This window comes from Pseudomonas asplenii (genome assembly GCF_001293465.1).
Lineage (GTDB): Bacteria > Pseudomonadota > Gammaproteobacteria > Pseudomonadales > Pseudomonadaceae > Aquipseudomonas > Aquipseudomonas fuscovaginae_B.
The window spans coordinates 1-22440 of record NZ_JSYZ01000031.1 but is presented as its reverse complement, the minus strand read 5'-3'; the positions used below and the strand labels follow the sequence as shown (position 1 = coordinate 22440).

20 protein-coding genes and 1 pseudogene are annotated in these 22440 nt (G+C 64.4%); 12 read left to right on the top strand and 9 right to left on the bottom strand.

What is annotated here, in order from left to right; translation table 11 throughout:
* Positions 1–164: 164 nt before the first annotated feature.
* Both PF66_RS30145 and PF66_RS30140 read right to left on the bottom strand, forming a co-directional pair.
* Positions 165–1658: a CoA-acylating methylmalonate-semialdehyde dehydrogenase gene (locus PF66_RS30145; protein ID WP_054056977.1), complete on the bottom strand. Its 1494-nt coding sequence runs from the start codon at positions 1656–1658 to the stop codon at positions 165–167.
* 73 nt (positions 1659–1731) lie between these two features.
* Complete coding sequence (locus PF66_RS30140; protein ID WP_054064686.1) at positions 1732–3081, bottom strand: aspartate aminotransferase family protein; 1350 nt, start codon at positions 3079–3081, stop codon at positions 1732–1734.
* Between the two features lie 125 nt (positions 3082–3206).
* On the opposite strand from PF66_RS30140, the gene PF66_RS30135 reads away from it, so the two are divergent.
* The 4 genes from PF66_RS30135 to PF66_RS30120 all read left to right on the top strand — a co-directional run bounded on the left by PF66_RS30135 (position 3207) and on the right by PF66_RS30120 (position 6858).
* Positions 3207–4127 (top strand): LysR family transcriptional regulator, encoded by a 921-nt coding sequence (locus PF66_RS30135; RefSeq protein WP_054056979.1) that lies wholly within the window; start codon positions 3207–3209, stop codon positions 4125–4127.
* Positions 4128–4341: 214 nt separating this feature from the next.
* Positions 4342–4992: a TetR/AcrR family transcriptional regulator gene (locus PF66_RS30130; RefSeq protein WP_054056980.1), complete on the top strand. Its 651-nt coding sequence runs from the start codon at positions 4342–4344 to the stop codon at positions 4990–4992.
* A gap of 24 nt (positions 4993–5016) precedes the next feature.
* Positions 5017–5598, top strand: a complete 582-nt coding sequence (locus PF66_RS30125) for an IMPACT family protein (RefSeq protein WP_054056981.1) — start codon at positions 5017–5019, stop codon at positions 5596–5598.
* Between the two features lie 576 nt (positions 5599–6174).
* Positions 6175–6858 (top strand): SDR family oxidoreductase, encoded by a 684-nt coding sequence (locus PF66_RS30120; protein ID WP_054056982.1) that lies wholly within the window; start codon positions 6175–6177, stop codon positions 6856–6858.
* A gap of 7 nt (positions 6859–6865) precedes the next feature.
* Here the strand turns inward: PF66_RS30120 and PF66_RS30115 are convergent, their stop codons facing one another.
* Complete coding sequence (locus tag PF66_RS30115) at positions 6866–7954, bottom strand: calcium:proton antiporter (RefSeq protein WP_054064685.1); 1089 nt, start codon at positions 7952–7954, stop codon at positions 6866–6868.
* A 159-nt stretch (positions 7955–8113) separates the two neighbouring features.
* Between PF66_RS30115 and PF66_RS30110 the strand changes: the two genes are divergently transcribed.
* Positions 8114–9067 (top strand): adenosine deaminase, encoded by a 954-nt coding sequence (locus PF66_RS30110; protein WP_054056984.1) that lies wholly within the window; start codon positions 8114–8116, stop codon positions 9065–9067.
* 154 nt (positions 9068–9221) lie between these two features.
* Here PF66_RS30110 and PF66_RS30105 read toward each other — a convergent pair whose 3' ends face one another.
* From PF66_RS30105 to PF66_RS30095, 3 genes are all read right to left on the bottom strand, one after another.
* The gene (locus PF66_RS30105) at positions 9222–10598 is read right to left on the bottom strand and encodes an MFS transporter (RefSeq protein WP_054064684.1); all 1377 of its coding nucleotides are present in this window, start codon (positions 10596–10598) and stop codon (positions 9222–9224) included.
* Between the two features lie 127 nt (positions 10599–10725).
* Positions 10726–11442: an ArsR/SmtB family transcription factor gene (locus PF66_RS30100; RefSeq protein WP_054056985.1), complete on the bottom strand. Its 717-nt coding sequence runs from the start codon at positions 11440–11442 to the stop codon at positions 10726–10728.
* A gap of 243 nt (positions 11443–11685) precedes the next feature.
* Positions 11686–12618, bottom strand: coding sequence for a LysR family transcriptional regulator (locus PF66_RS30095; protein WP_054064683.1), 933 nt, complete (start codon positions 12616–12618; stop codon positions 11686–11688).
* Between the two features lie 140 nt (positions 12619–12758).
* Between PF66_RS30095 and PF66_RS30090 the strand changes: the two genes are divergently transcribed.
* Both PF66_RS30090 and PF66_RS33245 read left to right on the top strand, forming a co-directional pair.
* Complete coding sequence (locus PF66_RS30090) at positions 12759–13772, top strand: zinc-binding alcohol dehydrogenase family protein (protein ID WP_054064682.1); 1014 nt, start codon at positions 12759–12761, stop codon at positions 13770–13772.
* Between the two features lie 206 nt (positions 13773–13978).
* Positions 13979–14155 (top strand): hypothetical protein, encoded by a 177-nt coding sequence (locus tag PF66_RS33245; RefSeq protein ID WP_192842657.1) that lies wholly within the window; start codon positions 13979–13981, stop codon positions 14153–14155.
* 1 nt (position 14156) lies between these two features.
* Here PF66_RS33245 and PF66_RS30085 read toward each other — a convergent pair whose 3' ends face one another.
* Together PF66_RS30085 and PF66_RS30080 are read right to left on the bottom strand one after the other, a co-directional pair.
* The gene (locus PF66_RS30085; protein WP_054064681.1) at positions 14157–15344 is read right to left on the bottom strand and encodes a multidrug effflux MFS transporter; all 1188 of its coding nucleotides are present in this window, start codon (positions 15342–15344) and stop codon (positions 14157–14159) included.
* Positions 15345–15476: 132 nt separating this feature from the next.
* Entirely contained in the window at positions 15477–15677 is a 201-nt protein-coding gene (locus tag PF66_RS30080) for a heavy-metal-associated domain-containing protein (protein ID WP_054056988.1), read from the bottom strand.
* 146 nt (positions 15678–15823) lie between these two features.
* Between PF66_RS30080 and PF66_RS30075 the strand changes: the two genes are divergently transcribed.
* From PF66_RS30075 to cueR, 3 genes are all read left to right on the top strand, one after another.
* On the top strand, positions 15824–16210 hold the full coding sequence (locus tag PF66_RS30075; protein ID WP_017903813.1) for a hypothetical protein: 387 nt from the start codon (positions 15824–15826) through the stop codon (positions 16208–16210).
* Positions 16211–16291: 81 nt separating this feature from the next.
* Positions 16292–18679, top strand: coding sequence for a heavy metal translocating P-type ATPase (locus PF66_RS30070; RefSeq protein WP_054064680.1), 2388 nt, complete (start codon positions 16292–16294; stop codon positions 18677–18679).
* Between the two features lie 10 nt (positions 18680–18689).
* Positions 18690–19097 carry a Cu(I)-responsive transcriptional regulator gene (gene cueR, locus PF66_RS30065; protein WP_054060659.1) on the top strand — a complete coding sequence of 136 codons (408 nt, stop codon included), beginning with the start codon at positions 18690–18692 and terminating at the stop codon, positions 19095–19097.
* A 9-nt stretch (positions 19098–19106) separates the two neighbouring features.
* On the opposite strand, the gene PF66_RS30060 is transcribed toward cueR, so the two are convergent.
* Positions 19107–20006, bottom strand: a complete 900-nt coding sequence (locus PF66_RS30060; RefSeq protein WP_054060658.1) for a PA4780 family RIO1-like protein kinase — start codon at positions 20004–20006, stop codon at positions 19107–19109.
* A 424-nt stretch (positions 20007–20430) separates the two neighbouring features.
* Between PF66_RS30060 and PF66_RS34115 the strand changes: the two are divergent.
* A pseudogene (locus tag PF66_RS34115) lies at positions 20431–21519 on the top strand (cache domain-containing sensor histidine kinase); the annotation flags it as partial.
* Positions 21520–21609: 90 nt separating this feature from the next.
* Positions 21610–22377, top strand: coding sequence for a methyl-accepting chemotaxis protein (locus PF66_RS34110; RefSeq protein ID WP_416773413.1), 768 nt, complete (start codon positions 21610–21612; stop codon positions 22375–22377).
* The last annotated feature ends 63 nt before the right edge of the window (positions 22378–22440 follow it).

Genomic DNA, 22440 nt, shown 5'->3' with positions numbered 1-22440 from the left:
ATCTCAAGGAGTTTTCCGTTCGGACTGCGCCGGAAGTGGGGCGCATTATAGGCCCCAGGGAATGAGCGTCAACCGTTATTTTCAGATTTCTGTCATAAACTTCAAAGAGCCCCAAAAACAGAAGGCCGGCCCCAAGGGGCCGGCCTTCTCTTCTTCCCTTCTACTTACAGGCTGGGGAAGGCGAACTGCGAAGCCTCATGGCTGGCACGCTGCGGCCAACGCTGGGTGATCGCCTTGCGCCGGGTGTAGAAACGCACCCCATCCGGACCATAGGCATGCAGGTCGCCGAACAGCGAACGCTTCCAGCCACCGAAGCTGTGGTAGGCCACCGGCACCGGCAGCGGTACGTTGACCCCGACCATGCCCACTTCGATTTCGTCGCAGAACAGTCGTGCCGCTTCACCGTCACGGGTGAAGATGCAGGTACCGTTGCCGTACTCATGATCGTTGATCAGTTGCATGGCCGCCTCCAGGCTGTCCACGCGAACGATGCACAGCACCGGCCCGAAGATCTCTTCCTTATAGATGCGCATTTCAGGAGTCACGCGGTCGAAAAGGGTACCGCCGACGAAGTAACCCTCCTCATGGCCGGCAACGCTGAAACCACGACCATCCACCACCAGTTCGGCGCCGGCAGCCAGACCGTCATCGATATAGCCCACCACCTTGTCCCGGGCGGCAGCGGTGACCAGCGGCCCCATGTCCAAACCACAGGACGTGCCGGCACCGATCTTCAGCGCCTTGATCTGTGGCACCAGCTTGGCCACCAGGGCATCCGCCACCTGGTCACCGACGCACACCGCCACCGAAATCGCCATGCAGCGCTCGCCACAGGAACCGTAGGCCGCGCCCATCAGTGCACTGACGGCATTGTCCAGATCCGCATCCGGCATCAGCACCGCATGGTTCTTCGCGCCGCCCAGAGCCTGCACGCGCTTGCCGCGCCTGGTGCCCTCGGCATAGATGTATTCGGCGATCGGCGTCGAACCGACGAAGCTCAGCGCCTTGACCTGCGGCGCCTCGATCAGCGCATCCACCGCGCCCTTGTCGCCATGCACCACGTTCAGCACGCCCTTGGGCAGGCCGGCTTCGTGCAACAGTTGGGCAATAAACAGGGTCGAGCTTGGATCACGCTCGGACGGTTTGAGGATGAAGCAGTTGCCGCAGGCGATCGCCAGCGGGTACATCCACAGCGGCACCATGGCCGGGAAGTTGAACGGCGTGATACCGGCCACCACGCCCAGGGGCTGGAAGTCCGACCAGGCATCGATGTTCGGGCCAACGTTGCGGTTGTACTCGCCCTTGAGCAACTCCGGCACGCCACAGGCGTACTCGACGTTCTCGATCCCGCGCTTGAGTTCGCCGGCGGCGTCCTCCAGGGTCTTGCCATGCTCTTCGCTGATCAGTTGGGCGATACGCGCCTCGTTCTGCTCCAGCAGATGCTTGAAGCGGAACATCACCTGGGCACGCTTGGCGGGCGGGGTGTTGCGCCAGGCCGGGAACGCCGCCTTGGCCGAATCGATGGCCTGCTGAATGGTCTCGCGGCTCGCCAGCGGTACCTGGTGGATGACCTGGCCGGTCGAAGGGTTGTACACCGCGGCCGTGCGGCCGGAATCGTTGACCAGTTGGCCATCGATCAGATGCTGGATTGCGCTCATTGGGGGCTCCTGAATGGGGTCGGCGGGAGCGCAGCGTTCGCTCCCGCAAAAGGTTCTTTGCTACCGGGCGGAATCAGTCGAGCTTGTTCAGCACTTCGCCGACCGCATCGAACAGACGATCGAGGTCTTCCGGCTTGCTGTTGAAGGTGGGGCCGAACTGCAGGGTGTCACCGCCGAAGCGCACATAGAAACCGGCTTTCCACAGCGCCATGCCGGCTTCGAACGGACGCACGATGGCATCGCCATCCCGCGGCGCGATCTGGATCGCGCCAGCCAGGCCGAAGTTGCGGATGTCGATCACGTTCTTGCTGCCCTTGAGGCCATGCAGGGCGTTCTCGAAATGCGGCGCGACTTCGGCCACGCGCTGCACCAGGTTTTCCTTTTGCAGCAGATCGAGTGCAGCCAGGCCGGCGGCACAGGCCACCGGGTGCGCCGAGTAGGTGTAGCCGTGGGGGAATTCCACCGCGTACTCGGGGGTCGGCTGGTTCATGAAGGTCTGGTAGATCTCGCTGCTGGCGATCACCGCCCCCATCGGAATGGCACCGTTGGTGACCTGCTTGGCGATGCACATCAGGTCCGGGGTGACGCCGAAGCTGTCGGCACCGAACATCTTGCCAGTGCGGCCGAAACCGGTGATCACTTCGTCGAACACCAGCAGGATGTTGTGCTGATCGCAGATTTCGCGCAGACGCTTGAGATAGCCCTGGGGCGGCACCAGCACGCCGGCGGAACCGGCCATCGGTTCGACGAACACGGCGGCGATGTTCGAGGCGTCATGCAGCTCGATGAGTTTGAGCAGTTCGTTGGCCAGCGCCACACCGCCCTGCTCCGGCATGCCACGGGAGAACGCGTTGCTCTCCAGCAAGGTGTGCGGCAGGTGGTCGACATCGTGCATGGCCTGGCCGAACAGCTTGCGGTTGCCGCTGACGCCGCCCAGGCTGGTGCCGGCGATGTTCACACCGTGATAGCCACGGGCACGACCGATCATCTTGGTCTTGGTCGGCTGGCCTTTCAGACGCCAGTAGGCGCGGACCATCTTCACCGCGGTGTCGGCGCACTCGGAGCCGGAGTCGGTGAAGAACACGTGGTTCAGGTTGCCCGGCGTCAGCGAGGTGATTTTCTCCGCGAGCTGGAACGACAGCGGATGGCCGTACTGGAAGCCCGGCGAGTAATCGAGGGTGCTCAACTGCCTGGCCACCGCTTCCTGGATTTCCTTGCGGGTATGCCCGGCACCGCAGGTCCACAGCCCCGACAGCGAGTCATAGACCTTGCGCCCCTTGTCGTCGGTCAGCCAGCTGCCCTCGGCAGCAACGATCAACCGCGGGTCACGCTGGAAGTTGCGGTTGGCGGTGTAAGGCATCCAGTGCGCATCGAGCTTGAGCTGGCTGGCTACGGAAGACGGAGCGTTTTCAGGCATGTTCATCGGCGAAACCTCGCAGGGCATTTAAGCGGCGTGGACGTTGAGAGCGTTATTGCGAGTAAGTTGCCACGGCGATAAAGTCGGTGAAATGCAACTTTTCTAACCTTCAGTTAAGAGCACACTAAACCATGAGCAGCCGTCGCCCCGACCCGCTGGCGCAAGTCAGCGACTTCGATATCCGCCTGCTGCGGATCTTTCGCAGCGTGGTGGAATGCGGTGGTTTCTCGGCGGCGGAAACCGTGCTCGGCATCGGGCGCTCGGCGATCAGCCAGCAGATGAGCGACCTGGAACAGCGTCTCGGCCTGCGCCTGTGCCAACGCGGGCGCGCCGGCTTTTCCCTGACCGAGGAAGGCCGCGAGGTCTATCAGTCGGCCTTGCAGTTGCTCAGCGCGCTGGAGAGTTTCCGCACCGAGGTCAACGGCCTGCACCAGCACCTGCGCGGCGAGTTGACCATCGGCCTGACCGACAACCTGGTGACCCTGCCCCACATGCGCATTACCCATGCCCTGGCCCAGTTGAAGGAGCGCGGGCCCGACGTGCAGATCCAGATCCGCATGATCGCGCCCAACGAAGTGGAGCAAGGCGTGCTGGATGGCCGCCTGCATGTCGGGGTGGTGCCCCAGGCCAGCGCGCTCTCCGGGCTGGAATACCAGCCCTTGTACAGCGAACGTTCGCTGTTGTACTGCGCGGTGGGGCACCCGCTGTTCTATGTCGATGACCGGCAACTGGCGGACGAGCGCCTCAACGCCCAGGATGCGATCGCGCCGACCTTCCGCCTGCCGGCCGAGATCCAGGCGCACTACCAGGCGCTCAACTGCACGGCCAGCGCTTCCGACCGCGAAGGCATGGCCTTCCTGATCCTGACCGGGCGCTACATCGGCTACCTGCCGGATCACTACGCCAGCCTCTGGGTGCAACAGGGACGCCTGCGCGCGCTCAAGGCCAGCAGCCGCTTTTACGACCTGAGCCTGGCGTCGGTGACGCGCAAGGGCCGGCGTCCGCACCTGGTACTGGAAAGTTTCCTGGAAAGCCTGGCGGCGACACGCTGAGCCCATGAACTTGCACAGCCCGGGTCCCATGGCCGCGTCTGCACCTGTGGCAGCCCCTGGAAACCTGCAAAACCGGGTAATTGGCGTCAACTATTCGCCCAAAGCCCCCCAATCAGCCCACATTCAGGCTTTATATGATGTCAGGACTTGTCTGAACCCGGCGGGTAAGTTATCTGTGCACAGGTTGCACCCACAGACCAGCTCGGAACTGCCTATGACCGTTGAAGTCCCTGCCCACGCCGGAAAACCCGCCAGCCGCATTCGCCAGAAGAACGAAGAAGCGATCATCAGGGCCGCCGAAGACGAATTCGCCCGTCACGGCTTCAAAGGCACCAGCATGAACACCATCGCGCAGAATGCCGGGCTGCCCAAGGCCAACCTGCATTACTACTTCACCAACAAGCTGGGCTTGTACGTCGCGGTGTTGAGCAACATCCTCGAACTATGGGACAGCACCTTCAACCACTTGAGCGCCGAAGACGATCCGGCCGAGGCCCTGAGCCGCTACATCCGCGCCAAGATGGAGTTCTCCCGGCGCCAGCCACAGGCCTCGCGAATCTTCGCCATGGAGATCATCAGCGGCGGCGAATGCCTGAGCGAGTATTTCAGCCAGGACTACCGTGCCTGGTTCCAGGGCCGGGCCAATGTGTTCCAGGCCTGGATCGACGCCGGCAAGATGGACCCGGTCGACCCGGTCCACCTGATTTTCCTGCTCTGGGGCAGCACCCAGCATTACGCCGATTTCGCCACGCAGATCTGCCGCGTCACCGGTCGCTCGCGCCTGACCAAACAGGACATGGAAGAGGCCGGCAACAACCTGATCCGCATCATCCTCAAAGGCTGCGGCCTGACGCCGCCGCTCTGACCCTTCACTCAAAGCCGATTCCGTATGCCCTTTACCCTTGCCGGCGTTTGCGAATACCGAGAGGAAATTCGCAAAAGCCGCTTCATCACCCTCGCCGCGCCGATCACCGGCGTTGCCGAAGCCCAGGCCTTCATTGAACAGCACAGCGACCTGGATGCCACCCACAACTGCTGGGCCTGGAAGCTTGCCGACCAGTACCGCAGCAGCGACGACGGCGAGCCCGGCGGCACCGCCGGCCGGCCGATCCTGGCGGCGATCGAGGCGCAGGACTGCGACCAGGTCGTGGTGCTGGTAATCCGCTGGTACGGCGGCATCCAACTGGGCACCGGCGGCCTGGCCCGCGCCTATGGCGGCGGGGCCAACAAATGCCTGCAGAATGCCGAGCGCATCGAACTGATCAGCCGGGTCCCGCTGCACTGCGCCTGCAGCTTCAGCGAACTGGCGCTGGTCAAGCTACGGGTGGCCGAGGCCGGCGGTCTGGTGGTGGAGGAACACTTCACCGCCAACGGCGTGGAGCTGCAACTGGCGGTCGGCGAGAGCCTGATCGATACCCTGCAACGCCAACTGGCCGACCTGAGTCGCGGACGCATCCTGCTGCAACGCTGAGACTTGTCCACAAGCGCTGACGACACTCGACGCCAGTTTGCCCACAATCGCTGTGGGCCCGACTGTGGATAACCTGAGCACAGCCGGCTGCAACCCTTCTGCACCGTGGCTTTGCGGGCACTGATCAGTTTTCGTACAGTTGTTTGCCAGCGCCGGCGAAACGTTCTCGAAACAACGGCTTAGGCGCATTTATCGCGTTTCGGAGATAGCCGCGCGGCGCTTATGCCCGGCTTTGGCGCTTGCTCACAAATACTGTGGAGCAAGCTGTGGATAACCCGTGCAAGGGTGGCCCGGCGGCCGATCCGATCTGGCCGGCGCACAACTGGCTATTTTTTGATCAACCACGCCCCATTCTCTCAGGCTTGAGCACCCAGCCCGTGCAACGCCAGGCTGATTCAAGGAACACAGAGCCTGGAGCCTGGAGTATGCTCGAAGGTCAAACCCTGCGCAGGTCACGCAACGGCTAAAGAGCAAGCCGAACCTGGTCGAAACGCGCATCGCCGGGCCGGACGAACTGCGCCTGCAACAGCGTTGTCCCTTGAGCATCCAGACTTCATGACACAAGGAATTACCCCCATGAGCAGTAAGAACGCATTGATCATCGGCGCCTCCCGAGGCCTCGGCCTGGGGTTGGTGCAACAGTTGCTGGCCGATGGCTGGAACGTCACCGCCACCGTGCGCGATGCCGGCAAGGCCGACGCGCTGAAAGCGGCCGGCCCGGTGCGCATCGAGACCCTGGACATGGACGACCAGGCCGCCGCCGCCGCCCTCGCCGAGCGCCTGCAAGGCCAGGTGTTCGACCTGCTGTTCGTCAACGCCGGGGTCAAGGGCCCGGCCGACCAGAAGCCGGCCAATGCCTCACTGGCGGATATCGGCCAATTGTTTCTGACCAACGCCATCGCACCGGTCGCCCTGGCCCAGCGCTTCGTCGGACAGATCCGCCCGGGCTATGGCGTGATTGCCTTCATGAGCTCGGGGCTGGGCAGCGTGACCACCCCCGACGCGCCGGAGCTGGCCTTCTACAAGGCCAGCAAGGCCGCATTGAACTCGATGACCAACAGCTTCCTGAGCGAAATCGAGGCGCCGACCTTCACCGTGCTGTCGATGCACCCCGGCTGGGTGAAGACCGACATGGGCGGCGAAGACGCGCAGATCGACGTCGCCACCAGCACCCGCGGCCTGGTCGACCAGGTGAACGCCTTCGCCGGCCGCGGCGGCCATCACTTCATCAACTACAAGGGCGAGACCATTCCCTGGTAAGGCCGGCCTACAGTCCCAGCAGCGAGAGCATGACGAAGGTGGCGAACAGCACGAAGTGCGTCATGCCCTCGATGGCGTTGGTTTCACCGTCGTTGAGGTTGATCGCGCTGACGACCAGGGTGATCAGCACCATCACCGTCTGCACCGGCGTCATCGCCATCTGGAACGGCTGGCCGGTGTAGAGCGCCATGGCCTCCATCACCGGCACCGTCAGGATCACTGTCGAGAGCGACGCGCCCAACGCGATGTTGACCACCGACTGCATGCGGTTGGCCAGGGCCGCACGCAGGGCGGTGAGGATTTCCGGCGCGGCGGAAATGGCCGCCACCAGAATCGCCGTGATCACCGGCGGCGCACCGCTGCCTTCCAGGCCGAGATCGAGAGCCTTGGACATCACCTCGGCCAGGGCGCCGATCACCACGATCCCCAGCACCAGGGTGACGATCGACTGGGTCAGGCCACCCGGCGCATGTTCCTCATGGCCCGCCTCACGACGTTTTTTCTCCGGGTAGCTGTAGCTGAAGAAGTAGCTGTGCGGGCCGACCTGCATGCGCAGGAACAGGGTATACAGCAGCACCATCGCGCCGATGGTGAACGCCGAATAGACCTTCCAGTCCGACTCGGGAATGAACTCCGGCACCACCATGGACACGCCCATGGCGGTGAGGATCATCACGCTGTAGGTGCGCGCCGAGTCATCGTTGTAGGGCTGCTCGCCATGCTTGATGCCGCCCATCAGCGCGGCCAGGCCGAGGATGCCGTTGATATCGAGCATCACCGCCGAATAGATGGTGTCGCGCACCAGGGTCGGCGACGCTTCGTTGCTCATCATGATCGCCAGGATCACCACTTCCACCAGCACTGCCGACAGGGTCAGGATCATCGTGCCGTAGGGGTCGCCGACCTTTTCCGCCAACAACTCGGCATGGTGCGCCACGCGCATCGAGGCGCAGACGATGGCGCCGATCAGCACCAGCCCGGCAATCAGTGCCACGCCACGGCCGTTGCCGAGCAGCGCATGTTCCAGGGGGAAGGCGAGCACGGCCATGATCAGGGCCAACAGCAGGTATTTTTCTTCTCGTAACAGAGTGAGCATCGGAGGATCTCGAGGGTGATGACTTACAGACTGCGGCGAACCGACAGCGTTTCTTCCTTGTAGGCGACAGAGGCACGCTGAACGCCTGGTCAGGTTTTAGCAAATATTTTGTTTCACATCTGTAGAATGTTCACGATCTGCACCTGATGAGAACCGAACATGTACGACTGGCTCAACGCCCTACCCAAGGCCGAACTGCACCTGCACCTCGAGGGCTCGCTGGAGCCCGAGCTGTTGTTCGCCCTGGCCGAGCGCAACAAGATCGCCCTGCCCTGGAAGGACGTGGACACCCTGCGCCAGGCCTACGCTTTCAACAACCTGCAGGAATTTCTCGACCTGTACTACCAGGGCGCCGACGTGCTGCGCACCTCCCAGGACTTCTACGACCTGACCTGGGCCTACCTGCTGCGCTGCAAGGAACAGAACGTCGTCCACACCGAGCCGTTCTTCGACCCGCAAACCCACACCGACCGGGGCATTCCCTTCGAAGTGGTACTCAACGGCATCGCCGCCGCCCTCAAGGATGGCGAGCAGCAACTGGGCATCACCAACGGCCTGATCCTCAGCTTCCTGCGGCACCTGAGCGAAGAGCAAGCGCAGAAGACCCTGGACCAGGCTCTGCCATTCCGTGATGCGTTCGTCGCGGTCGGCCTGGACAGTTCGGAAATGGGTCACCCGCCGAGCAAGTTCCAGCGGGTGTTCGACCGCGCGCGCGCCGAGGGTTTCCTCACCGTGGCCCACGCGGGCGAGGAAGGTCCGCCGGAGTACATCTGGGAAGCCATCGACCTGCTGAAGATCCAGCGGATCGACCACGGCGTGCGCGCCATCGAGGACGAGCGACTGATGCAGCGCATCATCGACGAGCAGATTCCGCTGACGGTCTGCCCACTGTCGAACACCAAGCTGTGCGTGTTCGACCACATGTCCCAACACAACATCCTCGACATGCTCGAGCGTGGGGTGAAGGTGACAGTGAACTCGGATGACCCGGCGTACTTCGGTGGTTATGTCACCGAGAACTTCCATGCCCTGCACACCCACCTGGGCATGACCCAGGACCAGGCCCGGCGCCTGGCGCAGAACAGCCTGGATGCGCGCCTGGTCAAGCCATGACCGATCCCTGTATCTGACCAGTAGCTGTATCTGGACCGATACCTGTAGGAGCCGGCGGTGCGGCGATCCGACTTGCCCACGAAGAGGCCGTTGAGGCCGCTAAAAGCTTCGCGGGCAGGCCCGGCTCCCACAAGGGGCGTTGGCCACGGCCGAATCAGCCAGCCGCCTCGCTCAGTTCTTCCAGCGAACGCCCGCGGGTCTCCATGCCGAAGCAGCCGACCACCAGCGCCGCGATCGCAAAGCACAGCGCCCCCAGCGCGAACACCCCGCCCTGCCCCAGCACCGGAAACACCAAGCCGGTCACCAACGGCCCGAGCAGCGAACCGACCCGGCCGATGGCCGAGGCGAACCCCGAGCCGGTCGCCCGCGCCGAGGTCGGATACAGCTCCGGCGTGTAGGTGTAGAGCACCGCCCACATGCCGAACAGAAAGAACTGCATCAGCAGCCCGGAGCCGATCAACAGGCTCACTTCACCCCCGAACACCGCGCTTTGCCCATAGAGAAACGCCATTACCCCGCCGCCGAGCAGGGTGACGATGCACACCGGCTTGCGCCCCCAGAACTCCACCAGCCAGGCCGCCACCAGAAAACCGGGAATCCCGCCGAGGGAAATCAGCACCGTGTAGTACACCGACTGGGTGACCGCGAACCCCGACTGCTGCAGCAACGCGCTGAGCCACGAGGTCAGGCCATAGAAGCCCAGCAAGGCAAAGAACCAGACGCTCCAGATCATCAGGGTGCGCTGGCGGTACAGCGGCGACCACAACTGCCGGAACGCGGCGAAGAAGCTCGGCTCACGCCCGACACCACGAGGCAGGCGCTCCGGCGTCGGCAGCGTGGCAAGTTTCAGCGAGGCCCGTACGCGTTCCTCGATACCGCGCAGCACCTGGTCCGCCGCGTCGTGGTGGCCGGCCTGTTCCAGCCAGCGCGGCGATTCGGGGATGAAGAAGCGGATCGCCAGGACGAACACCGCCGGCACCGCCAGCACCAGGAAGATGTCCCGCCAGCCCACCAGCGGCAGCAGGAAATACGACAGCAGCCCCGCCGCGACGAAACCGAGCGGCCAGAAGCCATCCATCAGGGCGATATAGCGCCCGCGTCGTTTGGTCGGAATCAACTCCGAGAGCATCGACTGGGCGATCGGGAATTCCATGCCCATGCCGATCCCCAGCAGCACCCGGAACAGCGTCAGCATCTCCAGGGTCTGCGCCGTGGAACACAGGTAGCTGGCCAGCCCCCACAACACGATGCTCCACTGGAACACCGGCTTGCGTCCGAAACGGTCGGCGAGCATGCCCGACAACGAAGCCCCCAGCACCATGCCGAAAAAGCTCGAACTGGCCAGCAGGCCGGCCTGGGCACTGCTCAGGGCGAACTCGGCTTTGATCGAGCCGAGCAGGAAGGTCATCATCGCCAGGTCCATCGAGTCGAAGAAAAAGGCCAGGGCAATGATGATGAAGATCAGCCGGTGATAACCGCTGATCGGTAACCGCTCCAGACGTTCCGCCGCGCTGTAGCCTTGAGTTTCCATGGGATATCCCTCGATTCGAATGCTCGATCGAGTGTGCGGCATCACCGGATGGCGTTGCGCCTGAGGACGACCTGCCCACAACCGTGAGCGACGCCTGCGGCCTCCCTGCCGCAGACAGCGGCGCGGCTCAGCCGGCCAGTTCGAGCTCGACCAGGGCGGCGAACTTGTCGATCTGCCGTTCACCGTTGGCAGACACTCGCAGCGCCCTGGAGTCCTCCATCAGGCCAAGCCAGCCCGACTGCAGGAACAACTGCAACAGGCCCGCGCCAAGAACGCCGCCCAGGTGTGGACGGCGTTCGCGCACGTCATGGCAGACACAGACCGTCTCGTGGCGTCCATGGGCCAACGCCTGGATGTACAAGCCGCGCTCGGCGAAACGCTGGGCGCCGATGCTGGTCACCCGGATGCGCTGGTCGTGCTGCTCGATCCAGCCGGCCGCCAGCAGCCGCTGATACAGCTCGCAGGCCAGCTCGCCACCGAGGTGGTCGTGGCATTGTCGCGCACGCTTGAGCGCCGCCGCGTCCGGGGCCTGCAGCTTGATCGAGTGGTTCACCGCCAACGGTGCGCTGGCCAGCGATGCGTTGGCCAGGGCTTCCACGGCCGTCGCGATCTCCGGCGCGGACAGGCGGAAGAAACGCTTGCGCCCACGGGCCTCGAGGCGCAGCAGGCCGCCGGCACTGAGCCGTGCCAGATGGGCACTGGCGGATGAAAGGGACAACCCGGCCAGCAGGGCCAGTTCATCGGCGGACCGCGCGCTGCCGTCAAGCAACGCCCACATCATCGCACTGCGCTTGGGGTCCGCAAGCAGCGTGGCTATCTGACTGATGCAAGGTGCATATTCCATGTCTTCACTCCCTGTTGAAACATTGATCGAATACACAACGCCATACCGAGCATGTCCTGAATTCAAACCAGGATGCAAAAAGGCCAAAAGCCGGGAATTCCTGGCTATCCGTCGATCAACTCCGGCAAACGTAACAAAATACGTGTCATCTCTCGGGCATTGGATCCAATAGATTCAAGCCTAAACCACAATGCCACAGGCGCCGACTTTTATTCCTGCACGGGTTGTAACAAGAGGCGCCAGCTATTCCATGCCGCGCGCGGGGCGCACCGGGGCCCGCCGCGACAGCTCGGCGCAACGCCGGGTGAGCATCTCGCGCAACAGGTTCACCGGCTTACTCAATTGAGCGCGATGGGCGCACAGCAGATTCAGCGGCGCCCGCTCGCAGGACAGTTCCGGCAACAGCACCTTCAGGCGCCCGGCCAGCACATCGGCACCGACATCCAGCCAGGACTTGTAGGCGATCCCCGCCCCGGCCAGCGCCCACAGGCGCACCACGTCGGCATCGTCGCTGAAACGGTCGCCGCTGACCGTCAGTCCGATGTCGCGCCGACCATCGTGAAAGCTCCAGTGATCATGGACCCGGCTGCCGAGCATGAACAGCAGGCAATTGTGCTGGGCCAGTTGCTCCACGGTCGTCGGCTCGCCATGCCGGGCCAGGTAGTCTGGCGCGGCGCACAGCACCCGGCGGTTGTCGGCGGCGATCGGCAGCGCGACCAGGCTCGAATCCTCCGGCTCGCCATAACGCAGGGCGATATCCACCGGCTGGCGGAACAGGTCGGCGATCCGGTCGCCCAGCAGCAGACGCACCGTCAGCCGCGGATGCTCGCGCTGGAACTCGTCGAGCCAGGGCAGCAACACGTTGCGACCAAAATCCGAAGGTGCCGACAACTGCAGCACACCGCTGACCTGGTCCTGCCCGCTGGCCAGCAGGCGCCGTCCCTCATCAAGGTTGCTCAGGGCCGCACGGGCGTATTCCAGGAATCCCTCGCCTTCGGCCGTCAGCCGCAGGCTGCGGGTCGAGCGGGCCAGCAGACGCGCGCCGAGCTGCTGCTCGATGCGCTTGAGCGAGGCGCTGGCCACCGCCGGCGACAGGTCCATGACCCGTGCCGCGGCGGAGAGGCTGCCCAGGTCGGCCGCCCTGACGAACAATTGCAAATCATCGAAACGCAGCATCCCGGCCCTCGGCATTATCAAAAAATCATTGAAAGAGCCTGCAGTTCTAGCCGGTTTTATCGCCAAGGGAAATAGCCAATCATTGCGCCATCGAAGGGGCCCGCCCCTTCTCATCCCCTATCGCGTTTGCGGAGCCCATCATGAAAGCCATTGCCTTCTACGCCGCCTTGCCCATCGACGATCCACAGTCGCTGCAAGACATCGAACTGCCCGCCCCGGTCGCAGGTCCCCGGGACCTGCTGGTCGAGGTCAAGGCCATCTCGGTCAACCCGGTGGACACCAAGGTCCGCCAGAACATGCCGCCGGCCAACGGCGAAGCCCGGGTGCTGGGCTGGGACGTGGCCGGCGTGGTCAAGGCGGTCGGCAGCGAGGTCAGCCTGTTCAAGGTCGGCGACAAGGTGTTCTATGCCGGCTCGCTGATCCGCCCCGGCGCCAACAGCGAACTGCATGTGGTCGACGAGCGCATCGTCGGGCACATGCCGAAAAGCCTCGGTTTCGCCGAAGCGGCGGCCCTGCCGCTGACCGCGATCACCGCCTGGGAACTGCTGTTCGAGCGCCTGCAGGTCAGCGAAGGCCAGGCCGACCAGGGCCAGAGCCTGCTGATCGTCGGCGCGGCCGGGGGCGTGGGTTCGATCCTGACGCAACTGGCCAGCCAATTGACCGGCCTGAAGGTCATCGGCACCGCCTCGCGCCCCGAGACCCGGGACTGGGTGCAGGCACTCGGTGCCGACCTGGTGATCGACCACAGCAAACCGCTGAGCGAAGAGCTCAAGGGCCGGGGCCAGGCCCAGGTCACCCATGTGGCCAGCCTGACCCAGACCGACACCCACCTGGAACAACTGGTCGAGGCCCTCAAGCCCCAGGGCAAGCTGGCGCTGATCGATGACCCGAAAAGCCTGGATGTCAGCCAGCTCAAGCGCAAGAGCCTGTCGCTGCACTGGGAGTTCATGTACACCCGCTCGATGTTCGAGACCGAGGACATGATCGAACAGCACAACCTGCTCAACCGGGTCGCCGAACTGATCGACGCGGGCGTGTTGAAGACCACCCTCGGCGAACACTTCGGCCGGATCAACGCGAGCAACCTGCGCCGAGCCCATGCCCTGCTGGAAAGCGGCAAGGCCAAGGGCAAGATCGTGCTGGAAGGGTTCTGAGCAGTGACGGCGGGAACGATGGTGCGGATCGTCGTTCCCGCGGTGATATCCCAGGCGAGAAAAGCCGGCAATCGCCGGCAAAAATCCGTCATCCGCCTCTGACAAAAGAGGCGGAAATACCGTCAGTCAGATCCTTGATCACCGTCATATTCATACACGGATTCAGGTTTACAATGGCCGCCTTTGCCAACCAAAGGAAGTCAGCCATGAAGATCCTTGTAAAAGAGTTAGCAAAAACCAACGGCAGCCAGTGGCAGGTCCGGCTCGACCAGCATGCAGTGACATTCCGCAGCGAAGCCGAAGCCCGCGCCTTCGTCACCACCCTGCAAGCCCGCCTGCAGGCTCCCCATACCTTTCCCGAACAACAGCGTGCCGTAGGCTGATTCAGCCGGCGACCACCCGCGCCCTCTCCAGGCGCCGCGTGACCATGGCGACCGTCACCGCCAGCACACCGCACAACGCGATCACCAGCGCCATCGGCGTCGCACTGCCATCGTGCAGCAACCCGACCAGGGACGCTGCACCGGCGGCGACGCTGAACTGCAGGCAGCCGAGCATCGCCGAGGCACTGCCGGCCCGCGCGCCCTGACCGCGCATGGCACAGGCGGCGGCGTTGGGGACGATGCAGCCAAGGCTGGCGATGCAGATGAACAGCGGGATCAGCAACGGCCAGAGCTGCGTGGGGTGCAAGGTGCTGATACCGAGCAGGACCAGCCCTGCCAGCACGTAGGCCCACACCGCGCGGCTCAGCAGCAGCGCCGGCCCCAGCTTGCCCAGCAGGCGGGCATTGACCTGGGCCACCAGGATGAAGCCCGCGGCGTTGCTGCCGAACAACCAGCCGTAATGCTCGGCGGGCACGCCGTACAACTTGATGAAGACGAAAGGCGAACCGGCGATGTAGGCAAACATCCCGGCAATGGCGATGCCACCGGTCAGGGCGTGGCCGAAGAACACCCGGTCGGACAACAGGCGCCCATACTGGCGCAGCGCGCCCGACAACGGCTGGCGCGGCTGGCCGGCGGGCAGGCTCTCCGGCAGGCCGAGGGCCACGGCCAAGGCGGACAAGGCACTGAACAACGTCAGCACGATGAAGATCGACTGCCAGCCGTAGAGGTTGACCAGCACCCCACCGAGCATCGGCGCCAGGATCGGCGCCAGTCCGGTGACCAGCATCAGTTGCGAGAACACCTTGGCCGAACCCACCGCGTCACACTGGTCGCTGACCACCGCCCGGGAAATCACCGAACCCGCACAGCCCCCCAGCGCCTGCAGGAACCGCGCGGCGATCAGCCACTCCAGGCTCGGCGCGAAGGCACAGGCCAGCGACGCCACGGTGAACAGGCCGACACCGACCAGCAACGGTCCACGCCGGCCAAAGCGATCCGCCAGCGGACCGTACACCAGTTGGCCGATGGACAGGCCGAAGAAGTACACCGCCAGCGTCAGCTGAATATGTTTTTCGTCGGTGCCAAAGGCGACGGCCATCGCCGGGAACCCCGGCAGGTAGAAATCGATGGCCAGGGGGGCGAAGGCACTCAGGGCCCCAAGAATCAGAATTGTACGTAGGTTCATCGGGCATCCGGTCAGCAGCTGTGCGCAGGGCCGCGTAGTCTAACCGTGCACGAATGCCTTGAACATTCCGATAGGTCGCTAACTAAATAAATACCCGACCAACGTACTCGGTCAGTCGGGCAGGCCCCGATTTCAACTGGCCAGCTTCGCCTGGTAGCCTTCCTCGACGATGACGCTGATGATCTCATCGGCCGACAGTCGGCTCTGCACCCCGACTTCCTTCGCCCCGAGGTCGACCCGCACACTGGCCGCCGGGTCCCGGGCCTGGACCGCTTCGGTGATCGCCTTGACGCAGTGACCGCAGGACATCCCTTGAACATTGAAGACTTGCATGACGCTTCTCCTGTATTGAGGTTGAAGACAGTTTCAGGCTTGCCACGATGGCAAGGTCAAGTTCCTGGACAATCTGCCGGGCTGGCATTTCGCTCGCCCCTGCGCCAAGCTTCGTCATCAACGATTCAACCGTAGGAGATTCAGCCATGCGCTGGTCAGCTTTCGGCCTGTTTGGCCTTCTCAGCCTGTTCGGGGCGTCGCCCTTTGCCAGCGCCGCCGGAGAAAACTATGGGGTGCTGATCATCTCCCGCGAACGCCTGGAGGTCTCGACCCCCTGTGAAATCGGCGTCTACCTGCAGGACCAGTTGTCGGCGCGGCTGTTCCAGGAGCAGGCCACCTCCTTCAACCTGCCGCCTGGCGATGTTTCGGTGCGCCTCAAATCCCTGCCGAGCCAGGCCCCGGGCTGCAACGCCAGCATGCTGGCGGCGCCCGAGCAGGTGATCAAGCTCAACGGCGGCGACGTGCGCAAGTTCGCCATTGTCGCCAGCCCCGCCGGCCTGCGCCTCAAGCAGGTGCCCCTGGGTTATCAATGAACCACGTGCGACAAATAGAGGCTTGACCTTGCCCACGTGGCAAGGTTGATCCTGTGGGCAACTTCTTCAGGAGTATCGCCCATGACGCAATCCATCTCCTTTGACCTGCCGATCGCCGGCATGACCTGTGCCAGTTGCGCCGGCCGGGTCGAGCGGGCCCTGCGCAAAGTGGCAGGCGCCAGTGCGGTCAGCGTCAACCTCGCCACCGAACAGGCCCGGGTCCAGGCCCCCGCCGACAGCCTGCCGGCGCTGCTGCAGGCAGTCGAGCAGGCCGGTTACCAGGTGCCCAGCCAGGAGCTGGAACTGGACATCGGCGGCATGACCTGTGCCTCCTGTGCCGGCCGGGTCGAACGGGCGCTGAACAAGCTCGCCGGCGTACGCAGCGCCAGCGTCAACCTGGCCAGTGAACGAGCCCACGTCCAACTGCTCGGGCAGCCAGACCCCGCCACGCTGATCGCCGCTGTCGAGGCCGCCGGTTACTCGGCAAGCCTGCACGAGGCCGACAGCCACGTCGCCCAGGCGCAGGAACAACGCCTGGGGCGTGAACGCTGGCACCTGCTGCTGGCTCTCGCCCTGGCCCTGCCGCTGGTGCTGCCGATGCTCGCCCAGCCCTTCGGGTACGACTGGATGCTGCCGGCCTGGCTGCAGTTCGCCCTGGCGACACCGGTGCAGTTCATCCTCGGCGCACGCTTCTACGTCGCGGCCTGGAAAGCGGTCAGGGCCGGTGCCGGCAACATGGACCTGCTGGTCGCCCTCGGCACCAGCGCCGGCTATGGTCTGAGCCTCTACCAGTGGGCCAACGCCCACCCGGGGCACATGCCCCACCTGTATTTCGAGGCTTCGGCGGTAGTGATCGCCCTGGTGTTGCTGGGCAAATACCTGGAAAGCCGCGCCAAGCGCCAGACCGCCAGTGCCATCCGCGCCCTGGAAGCCCTGCGTCCGGAACGGGCGACCCAGGTGATCGATGGCCGCGAGCAGGACGTCGCCATCAGCGCCCTGCGCCTGGGCGACCTGGTGCTGGTCAAGCCCGGCGAGCGCTTTCCGGTCGACGGTGAGGTGGTCGAGGGCCAGAGCCACGCCGACGAGGCTCTGATCAGCGGCGAAAGCCTGCCGGTGCCGAAACAGCCGGGAGACAGGATCACCGGCGGCGCCATCAACGGCGAAGGCCGCCTGCTGGTCAGGACCCTGGCGCTGGGTGCCGAAACCGTCCTGGCGCGGATCATCCGCCTGGTGGAAGACGCCCAGGCCGGCAAGGCACCGATCCAGAAGCTGGTGGACAAGGTCAGCCAGGTGTTCGTCCCCAGCGTCCTGCTGCTGGCCCTGGCGACCCTGGTCGGCTGGTGGCTGTACGGTGCGCCGTTGGAAACGGCGCTGATCAACGCGGTGGCGGTGCTGGTGATCGCCTGCCCCTGCGCCCTGGGCCTGGCGACGCCCACCGCGATCATGGCCGGCACCGGCGTCGCCGCGCGCCACGGCATCCTGATCAAGGACGCCGAAGCCCTGGAGCGGGCCCATGAGGTCAGCCGCGTGGTGTTCGACAAGACCGGCACCCTGACCTCCGGCACCCCGCGCATCGCCCACCTGTCGGCCGTCGACGCGGATCAAGCGCAGGCCCTGCAACTGGCCGGCGCCCTGCAACGCGGCAGCGAACACCCGCTGGCCAGGGCGGTGCTCGATGCCTGTGCCGAACGCGGCCTGGCGGTCGCGGATATCCGGGTCAGCCGCTCGCTGACCGGCCGCGGCATCGCCGGCGAACTGGACGGCCGCGCCCTGGCCCTGGGCAACCGCCGCCTGCTCGACGAAAGCGGGCTACAGCCCGGCCCCCTGGAACACGCGGCGCAAGCCTGGGAGGCCGAGGGCCGGACCCTGTCCTGGCTGATCGAACAGAGTCCGCAACCCCGGGTGCTGGCACTGTTCGCCTTCGGTGACACGCTGAAGGCCGGCGCAGCGCAGGCGATCGCCCAACTGAGCGCACGGCAGATCAGCAGCCACCTGCTGACCGGCGACAACCGCGGCAGCGCCAACGTGGTGGCCGAGGCCCTGGGCATCGACGATGTGCACGCCGAAGTGTTGCCGGCCGACAAGGCCGCTACCGTCGGCGAACTGAAAAAGAGCGGCGTGGTGGCGATGGTCGGCGACGGCATCAACGACGCCCCGGCCCTGGCCGCCGCGGATATCGGCATCGCCATGGGCGGCGGCACCGACGTCGCCATGCAGGCCGCCGGTATCACTCTGATGCGCGGCGATCCACGACTGGTACCGGCGGCGCTGGAAATCAGCCGCAAGACCTATGCGAAGATCCGGCAGAATCTGTTCTGGGCTTTCGTCTATAACCTGATCGGCATCCCGCTGGCCGCCTTTGGCCTGCTCAACCCGGTACTGGCGGGCGCGGCGATGGCCCTGTCCAGCGTCAGCGTGGTCAGCAACGCGTTGCTGCTCAAGACCTGGAAACCTACAGACCTCGATTGAAGGAGACGGCATGAACATCGGCCAAGCAGCCCGCCAGAGTGGCCTGAGCGCCAAGATGATTCGCTACTACGAGTCCATCGGCCTGCTCAGGGCCGCCAGCCGCACCGACAGCGGCTACCGTCTCTACGGTCCGGATGAACTGCACACCCTGGCGTTCATCAAGCGCTCGCGGGACCTGGGCTTCTCCCTGGAGGAAGTCGGCAAGCTGCTGACGCTCTGGCAGGACCGCCAGCGCGCCAGCGCCGACGTGAAGGCCCTGGCACGCCAGCATATCGACGAGTTGAACCGCAAGATCGACGAGTTGGTCGGTTTGCGCGACACCTTGCAGGAACTGGTGGAGCATTGCCATGGCGATCACCGCCCGGACTGCCCGATCCTCAAGGACCTGGCCTCGGGCAGTTGTTGCGCCAAGGCCTGAGCCTGCGTATCAGCGCTGCATCCAGGGGGGCGTCGGCTCTTCGGCATGGCGCCCGCGCGGGGCATCTTCTGCCGAGCGGATCGCCTGCCGGCGTTCCTCGTCGAAACGCGCCGCCTCGATCTCGCGCAGCACGCCACGGACATCCGCCCGTCCCTTCTCCTCGGCGAACCGGCCGGTCAGGACGCTCTCCGGATGCAGGGTGCCGGCCTTGTACAGGGCCCACATTTCCTTGGCATAACGGGTCTGCCTGAGCTCCGGGGCGAAGCGGCCGAAGTACGCGGCCATGTTGCCGACATCGCGTTCGAGCATGCTGAAGGCATGGTTGTTGCCCGCCGCATCCACCGCCTGGGGCAGGTCGATGATCACCGGACCATCCGGTGCCAGCAGCACATTGAACTCCGACAGGTCACCGTGCACCAGGCCGGCGCACAACATCCGCACGATCTGCGAGATCAGCAGGGCGTGATACTCGCGCGCCTGCTCCGGTTCCAGCACCACATCATTGAGACGCGGCGCGGCATCGCCGTGCTCGTCCGCCACCAGCTCCATCAACAGCACGCCATCGAGGAAGTCGAACGGCTTGGGCACCCGCACACCGGCACCGGCCAGGCGGAACAGCGCCGCCACTTCGGCGTTCTGCCAGGCATCCTCGGCTTCCTTGCGGCCGAACTTGGAACCCTTGGCCATAGCCCGGGCCTGGCGGCTGTTACGCACCTTGCGGCCTTCCTGATACTCGGCCGCCTGACGAAAACTTCGTTTGTTCGCCTCCTTGTAAACCTTGGCGCAACGCAGCTCTTTGCCGCAGCGCACCACGTAGACAGCTGCCTCTTTGCCACTCATGAGTGGGCGCAGCACCTCGTCGACCAGACCGTCCTCGATCAGCGGTTCAATGCGTTTTGGAGTCTTCATCAGCTTTTATTCTGGGTCCTTGTTACCAAATACGCGACCATCATTCGTGCACGACCATCCTCGCACAGCGTGCGAAAGATGCCGACCTCGAATGCCCTCCAATGCACTCAATGTGCCAGATTCCTGCGGCAATTCCAGCGGGCTACAGGATGATAGCCGACACCTGCCAGAGCATTCCCACTCCTGCATCCTCTCATCTCCGACCGTGACCGGAACACGAATACTCGGCAAAAACGCGAATATTCGCCAGATGGTCTAAATTTTTTTCCATCTGGGCCGAAGCGCTCAGAGAGAGTGGTGATTTTGTCGGACATTCGGCACGCCGCCTGCGAAACGGATCTTCATTGCCGCTCGACCTTCACAGCAGCCCTGTTCCGCGTGTCATCGTCGCCCGCGGGCCAAAAAGAACAAATCTGGAGCGCGGATGAACATCAAGCAGAAGTTGACCTGGGCGTTTGCAGTCGTCGCCTGTTTGCCGGTGGTGCTGGTTGCCACCCTGGTGGTATTGAATCTGCGCAGTGAGGCGCGCACCAACTTCGTCGATGGCAGCGGCCGGGAAATCCGCCAGGTCAACAATGCGATACAGGTGTTCTTCGATGGGGTCAGCCAGAACATCGATTACATGGCCAATCATCCGCTGCTCAGGAATGCCGATGGCAGCCTCAAGACCTACATGAGCGCCACCCCGCCCCAGGGGCCACTCGGCGAGCAGGACAAGCAGATATTCGACCTGTTCGAAGGCCTGGCCAAGACCCACCCGGCCTACTCCTACGTGTCCTATGGCGTCGGCACCGGCGGCTATGTCAGTTGGCCGGAAGACCTGAAGCTCAACAATTACGATCCACGCGCACGTCCCTGGTACAAGACCGCTCTGGCCAACCCCGGCAAGACCGTGCGCACCGCGGCCTACTACTGGGCACCCGACGACGCGGTGATGGTCGCGACCGTGCGTACCGTGGACAACAAGCTTGGCGCCCAGGGCGGCGTGGTCAGCGTCGACGTGACCCTCAAGCAGCTCACCGAAATCGTCAAGCAGATCAAGCTCGGTGACAGCGGCTACCTGATGCTGATGGAGAACAGCGGCAACCTGCTGGTCGACCCCAAGCAGCCGGAGCACAATTTCAAGAACCTCGACAGCCTCGGCGGCGGCTATGCCGAACTGGCCAAGGCCGGCAAGGGCCTGGTGGAAGTCGAGATCGATGGCGAACGCTACATGGCCAATGTCTGGCCATCGGAAAAGCTGGGCTGGACCTTCATCGGCATGGTCAAGCAGAGCGAAGTGATGAGCAGCGCCAACCAGTTGACCTGGCTGATCGGGATCATCGCCCTGGTGCTCGCGGTAGTCTTCGCCTTGGTCGGGGCCAGCTTCGCCAGCCTCATCGTGCGGCCGATCCGTGGGGTTTCCAGCGGCCTGGAGGGCATCGCCCAGGGCAATGGCGACCTGACCCAGAACCTGACGGTCCGTGGCAGCGACGAAACCGCGCAACTGGCCGGCTGGTTCAACCAGTTCCTGGGGGCGATTCGCGGGCTGATCCAGCATATCGGCCAGTCGGCGAACAAGATCCTCGATTCGTCGCACAGCTCGACCCGCGTCTCCAACGACATGGCCGACGCCGCCGGACGCCAGCGCGAAGCGGTGGACATGGTGTCCACGGCCTTCCACGAGATGGTCGCCACCGCCAACGAGGTCGCGCGCTCCTGCAGCCAGGCTGCGGAGTCCGCCGACAGCGGCCAGCGCCAGGCCCGCGAAGGCCAGCAGCAGATCGACGCGGCAGTGCACAGCGTCGACCAGTTGAGCCATGAAATCGAACAGTCGGCCCAGTCGATGCAGCAACTGGAGAATGACAGCAACAACATCCAGTCGATCCTCGGCACCATCCGTTCGATCGCCGAACAGACCAACCTGCTGGCGCTGAACGCCGCGATCGAGGCGGCCCGGGCCGGCGAGCAGGGCCGTGGCTTCGCCGTGGTGGCGGACGAAGTGCGGGCACTGGCCAAGCGTACCGCGGACTCCACCGCGGAAATCGACGGGCTGCTGGGCAACCTGGCCAAGCGCACCAGCCAGGTGGCGCAACAGATGCACGCCAGCCTCGAGGTTTCGCAGGAGTCGGTGACACGCATCGGCCTGGCCCGCAGCAGCTTCGGGCAGATCCGCGAATCGGTGGACGTGATCCGTGACATGAACACCCAGATCGCCACGGCGGCGGAGGAGCAGCATCAGGTGGCCGAAGACATCAACCGGCACATCAGCCAGATTCATGGCGATGCGCAACTGGTGGCGGAACTGGCAAACTCGGCGCGGCTGGACTCCCAGAGCCTGGCCGGGCTGTCCAATGAGCTGGACAGCCTGGTCAAGCGTTTCCGGACCTGATTCAGGCATCCGGTCAGTATTCCAGCCAAGGTTCAAGGGCTCCTTCGCGGGCAAGCCCTGCTC